At 53.9% G+C, this 4002-nt stretch carries 2 protein-coding genes and 1 pseudogene; 1 reads left to right on the plus strand and 2 read right to left on the minus strand.

Annotated elements, in window-relative coordinates; translation table 11 throughout:
- A pseudogene (locus tag FDW94_RS24505) lies at nucleotides 1–732 on the minus strand (murein transglycosylase); the annotation flags it as partial.
- Nucleotides 733–939: 207 nt separating this feature from the next.
- Between FDW94_RS24505 and ettA the strand changes: the two are divergent.
- Complete coding sequence (ettA, locus tag FDW94_RS18520; protein WP_003829940.1) at nucleotides 940–2607, plus strand: energy-dependent translational throttle protein EttA; 1668 nt, start codon at nucleotides 940–942, stop codon at nucleotides 2605–2607.
- Nucleotides 2608–2706: 99 nt separating this feature from the next.
- Here ettA and nadR read toward each other — a convergent pair whose 3' ends face one another.
- Nucleotides 2707–3990, minus strand: a complete 1284-nt coding sequence (gene nadR / locus FDW94_RS18525; protein WP_170974255.1) for a multifunctional transcriptional regulator/nicotinamide-nucleotide adenylyltransferase/ribosylnicotinamide kinase NadR — start codon at nucleotides 3988–3990, stop codon at nucleotides 2707–2709.
- Between the last annotated feature and the right edge of the window lie 12 nt (nucleotides 3991–4002).

The following is a 4002-nucleotide window of genomic DNA, read 5'->3' on the forward strand; positions in this document are numbered from 1 at the left end:
CATCTGTCGGGTGAAATCCGTGGCGCCGGTGGTACGTGCAAAAGTCATCACCGAATTCGGATCGTTGACCAGCGAGATGATCGCAGAGGCAATGGTTTGGTATTGCGCGGGCATCTGTCCGGCCAGCGCCGTCACCAGACCGGTATTCCCGGCTTTCATCGCCAGACGAATACGCTCCAGATACGCCAGCGGATCCTGAGTGCCTGAGGCGCGCCATACGCCAAATAATTTGTCACAGGCATTCGGCTGACTTTTCCCGGTCAACCACAGCTCTTTCGCGCCCTGCCAGGCTTCTTCGGTTTGCCCGGTACTCCATTTCGCGAAGTAATAGTTACATTGCGCTTCCGTGGTACCCGGTTTTTCCGGGCTGAACGCCAGCAGTCCGCGCCAGTCTTCGCGGCGCGCCAGTTCATTCACGAAACGCGATTGCAGCGTACGCGCAGGAGGCAGTGTCGGATTGGCACGCACAAAATTGGTAACGGTAATGGTGGGCTGATTCATCAGATCGTCAGTGATCTGACGATATTCCAGATACGGGTACAGAGGATAGTTCTTCAGGCCGGGCATCATCTGCTCTACGACATCCATCTGTCGGTTGTCCCAGGCTTGCTTGATTTGCGCATAACGATTGCGCTGCTCATCCAGGGAGTCGGCTCGCGCCACCTGACTGACCGTCAGCAGACATACGCTGGCTGCCAGCAGGCGCCAGGTAAATTGATTGGCTTTGTCCACAAGCTCTTCCTCTTCTCATGTTACGTCTGTGCAGCATCATGCCGCTTAATTAATTCATGCTAACCAGACATTGCAGAATGCGCCACGTCACGGACACTTTTTTACTTTTGTTGCGAGTGGGATCTGCTGGCTGGGATTGGGCAATGAAAAAGGCTACACTTCGCCTTTGAAAACTCTATTCATCACTATAAAAGAGGCGAAGTCCACGTGGCTCAATTCGTTTATACCATGCATCGTGTCGGCAAAGTCGTTCCGCCGAAACGTCATATTCTTAAAAACATCTCACTGAGCTTCTTCCCTGGCGCCAAAATCGGTGTTCTCGGTCTGAACGGTGCGGGTAAATCTACCCTGCTGCGCATCATGGCCGGTATTGATACCGATATCGAAGGTGAAGCTCGCCCACAGCCAGGCATTAAAATCGGTTACCTGCCGCAGGAACCAAAACTGAACCCAGAACATACCGTTCGTGAATCCGTTGAAGAAGCGGTTGCCGAAGTGGTTAGTGCACTGAAAGGTCTGGATGAAGTTTACGCCAAGTACGCCGAGCCGGACGCCGACTTCGATAAACTGGCCGCACAACAGGGCAAGTTTGAAGAAATTATCCAGGCGCACGACGGCCATAACCTGAACGTGCAGCTTGAGCGTGCCGCTGACGCCCTGCGTCTGCCGGACTGGGACGCTAAAATTGAGAATCTCTCCGGTGGTGAACGCCGCCGCGTTGCGCTGTGCCGCCTGCTGCTGGAAAAACCAGACATGCTGCTGCTCGACGAACCGACCAACCACCTGGATGCGGAATCCGTCGCGTGGCTGGAACGCTTCCTGCACGATTTCGAAGGCACCGTAGTGGCGATTACCCACGACCGTTACTTCCTCGACAACGTTGCGGGCTGGATCCTGGAGCTGGACCGTGGTGAAGGTATTCCGTGGGAAGGTAACTACTCTTCCTGGCTGGAGCAGAAAGATCAGCGTCTGGCCCAGGAAGCTTCTCAGGAAGCGGCTCGCCGTAAATCCATTGAGAAAGAGCTGGAGTGGGTGCGTCAGGGCGCTAAAGGTCGTCAGTCTAAGGGTAAAGCCCGTCTGGCACGCTTTGAAGAGCTGAACAACACCGAATACCAGAAACGTAACGAAACCAACGAACTGTTTATTCCACCTGGAGCACGTCTGGGCGATAAAGTCGTTGAAGTCACCAATCTGCGTAAATCCTACGGCGATCGCGTTCTGATCGACGATCTAAGTTTCTCCGTGCCGAAAGGCGCAATTGTCGGCATCATCGGTCCGAACGGCGCGGGTAAATCTACCCTGTTCCGTATGATGTCCGGTCAGGAACAGCCCGACAGCGGCACCATCACGCTGGGTGAAACCGTCAAACTGGCCTCCGTTGACCAGTTCCGTGACGCCATGGACAACAGCAAAACCGTGTGGGAAGAAGTTTCCGGCGGGCTGGATATCATGCGAATCGGCAACACCGAGATGCCAAGCCGTGCCTACGTGGGCCGCTTCAACTTCAAAGGTGTGGATCAGGGCAAACGCGTCGGCGAGCTGTCCGGTGGTGAGCGTGGTCGTCTGCACCTGGCGAAGCTGCTGCAGGTTGGCGGCAACATGCTGCTGCTCGATGAACCAACCAACGACCTGGATATCGAGACCCTGCGCGCGCTGGAAAACGCCCTGCTGGAATTCCCGGGCTGCGCGATGGTTATCTCGCACGACCGTTGGTTCCTCGACCGTATCGCCACCCACATTCTGGATTACCAGGATGAAGGTAAGGTTGAGTTCTTCGAAGGTAACTTTACCGAATACGAAGAGTACAAGAAACGTACGCTGGGTGCCGATGCGCTGGAGCCGAAACGTATTAAGTACAAGCGTATTTCTAAGTAATTAGCGTTAAGTGCCGGATGGCGGCTTTACGCCTTATCCGGCCTACGAGGTTAGTGCGACTTGTAGGCCGGATAAGCGCAGCGCATCCGGCATTAAAACCTACCTCTGCTCGCCCATCAACTCTTTCACCAGCTCCACGCAGCGCAGGAAGCGACCGTCGTAGTCAGGCTCCTGAACGTGCACGAAATTGATATTGTTTTCCTGCAGCATCTCGACCAGCAGCGTCTGAAACGCTTTTCTGTCAACTGAGCTTCCAAGGCTGCGTAAGCCATCCGCCACCCACGGGGTGTTGTTTTCCAACAGGATCACAAGGTCGAAGCGATACTCATCAATAAGCGCTTGCACAAACGGATGTTCACGCCCTTCATACTTTTTACAGAAGGCCTGAGTGGTTACGAAATCGGTGTCGATGAACGCCACTTTATTGGCGTACTTAACAGCAAAGTCAATGTATTGCGCTTGTCCTAAGGCGATTTTATCGTAGTCAGAATACTGCAACGCCATCTCATCGCCGCCCAAATGGGAGAAGACATAATCACGCCCGTATTCCCACGCACTGGTGGTATTAAAAATATTGGCGAGCTTGTTCACCAGCGTCGATTTACCGCTCGACTCCCCGCCGAGGATCGCCACGGTGCGCACGAAAAACGGCTTCACTTCGGTCGGAATATACTCCCAGTAGCGAAACGGGTTTTCACGGATTTGCCCGCCGCTGATGCTCATGAACGTCCGCTTAGGATCCACCAGCACGGTTTCGATCCCCAAATGTTCGAGATACTGCGGGGCATCTGATTCTTCAGAGGTGTAGATCCAGTTTGGCTGGATCCCTTTCTCCTGCATAAACGTTTTGATCCCGTTGCTCCACACGTCCCAGCCGTGCGGATACGGCTCCATGCCTTCTTCGTTGAAGGCATGAATACGGATATTTTTCTGATACTTAAAGGTTTGCAGCAGCCAGCGTAAACGATCGGGCACCGTAGGCTGTTGCGACATGGCACTGTCTTCAAACAGGCTGCGATCGCGCGTGTCGTCATAGCCCATGATGATATGCAGTTCATCGACCTGGCTACAGGCGCGCTGGATAAGATAGATATGGCCGGTGTGCAGCGGATAAAACTTGCCGAATACCACACCGATATTTTTCTGCTGGCGCGGAAACTCCAGACCGAGAAAGCGGTGCAACGCCTCCAGCTTCTGCGCGCTGGGGCTTTTGATTTTGGCATTCAGCAGTTGGCTTAGGTATCCCTTGGTCATGCCACTGGCATCCGCCACCTGTTGCAGGGTACAGCCCTTTTGCTTTATGGCGGTTTTCAGATATTCAAATGACACAAGAGCCTCCTGCTGGAAAAATCGCGTAACACTGCCTGATGGCGCTTCGCTTATCAGGCCTACAAA

Source organism: Citrobacter sp. wls757 (assembly GCF_005280935.1).
Taxonomy (GTDB): Bacteria; Pseudomonadota; Gammaproteobacteria; order Enterobacterales; family Enterobacteriaceae; genus Citrobacter; species Citrobacter portucalensis.